Here is a 1,700-nt window from a genome sequence, read left to right as displayed (position 1 = left end):
TTATTTACTATCCATGGCAAAAAGCTGGGCATCAGAAAACGTGCAGTTTAATATTCAGAGCAATTGTATTTCACCGGAGTTTATGGATACGCCCCTGAATAAAAATACTAACGCCGGAGTAAAAGAAGAAATGGTAAAATCACATCCTTTGAAGAAATTTCTTACGGCAGGTGAGGTTGCAGATACAGTTACTTTTCTTGTAAAAGCGCCCGCTCACCTCACTGGACAAAATATCTTTTTGAATACGGGTAAAAATTAAAGCATGGCACCCGTAACCTTTACTGTTTATAAAACAAATGAACTTTCAGAACTGCAGCTTGCATCGCTTGTCAGAAATTTTAATACTGTTTTTGAGAAAGATATCAAAACCGTGGATTTGATCAGGCGATATGTAAACAATGAAAAAGGATTTTCTTACCACAGCTTAATGGAAACAGAATGTGAAGTAGTAGGTTATTTCAGCGCGGTGCCCTACAATTATTCTTATTTCGGTAGGGAGAAAATATTTTGTTATCTGGGCAACCTGTTCATCATGCCTGGTTACCGGAAAGATGCCCTCGCCTTTTTTAAAATGTACAGGAACGCAAAGGAGTTATTGATTGCGGAAGGAGTTTCTCTTTTAATGGCAGTACCCAATAAAAATTCTTATCCATATTTTATCCATGCGCTTAAATGGAAAGAAGTTTCCACTCTGCCTTATTATGCATTGCCGGTAAAGGTCGGAACTGTTTTAAATAAAAAGTTTCTTAATGTGATTTCTGAACCCTTTATTAAAGCGCAATCAATTTTCAATGCTGTTTTTACTTTTGCCTCTAACAGTAAAGAAGCAGTTTCAGATATATTTTTGGTTCCCAAAGAGCCTCTGATGGAACAGCACCGGTACTCTGATGCACATCGGGTAATTAAAAAGGAAAAATTCAGTGCCTTTTACAGGGTTATAGAAGAGGAAGGGATTAATACAGCATACCTTATCGATTTTTATAATAGTATAGGAAAAAGGGACAGCTACAGCCTCCGCAAAGCAGTAGAATATATTATAAAAAATGAAAGCCCTGATCTCGTTCTGTTTATTGGCGAGTTAAAGATGTTTCAGACAATTCTGTTCAGGGTTCCTAAAAACAAAGAGCCTCGGCCATTAAATTTTTGTGTGGAGATTCTGGATAAAACGGGTGTGAATGAAAGAGCATATGATGTTTCTTCGTGGAATTTTGGCCTTTATAATTTTGACGTGAGATAATACCCCATGAAAAAAATAGTTGTTTTAGAAAATAGTTTTTTCTCTACCGTAAGCATGCGGCGGGCATTGATGAATGCACTCACACTTCAAGGTTTTAAAGTATATATTTTATCTTCAGGCAAAAAGGAATTCGCTGAGCAGTTAAAAGGTGTCAATGCTGAATTCGTTGATATCGGAACCAGCAATACTAACCCGATCGAGATTTGGAAATACCTAAGGAGAATGTATGCAGCCATAAAGCATATCAATCCTAATATTTGTCTCACTTTTACTCCCCGCCAAAATATATACGGTAATATAATTTGCAAAATTCTTGGCGTATCTTCATTAACAAACATAACAGGCACAGGAGTTCCTTTTCATATTAAGGGGTTTGTCTATTGGCTCGGGAGGTTATTATACCGAGTTGTGCTAAAAATGCCGAAGGTGGTGTTCTTTCAGAATAAAGATGATATGCAGCATC

Annotated in this window: 3 protein-coding genes; all 3 read left to right on the top strand. The window is 36.9% G+C overall.

The window, feature by feature from the left end; genetic code table 11:
* Window positions 1-259: SDR family oxidoreductase (locus H7254_RS18255; RefSeq protein ID WP_301934334.1), on the top strand; the 259-nt coding region annotated here is incomplete at its 5' end.
* Between the two features lie 3 nt (window positions 260-262).
* Window positions 263-1,237, top strand: a complete 975-nt coding sequence (locus H7254_RS18250) for a hypothetical protein (protein WP_301934333.1) — start codon at window positions 263-265, stop codon at window positions 1,235-1,237.
* A gap of 6 nt (window positions 1,238-1,243) precedes the next feature.
* Window positions 1,244-1,700 (top strand): glycosyltransferase (locus H7254_RS18245; RefSeq protein ID WP_301934332.1); only part of this gene is annotated, 457 nt, incomplete at its 3' end.

Origin of the sequence: Ferruginibacter sp. (genome assembly GCF_014377975.1) — a bacterium.
Lineage (GTDB): Bacteria > Bacteroidota > Bacteroidia > Chitinophagales > Chitinophagaceae > Ferruginibacter.
The sequence above is the reverse complement of the archived record's forward strand: the minus strand, read 5'-3'. Positions and strand labels throughout refer to the sequence as shown.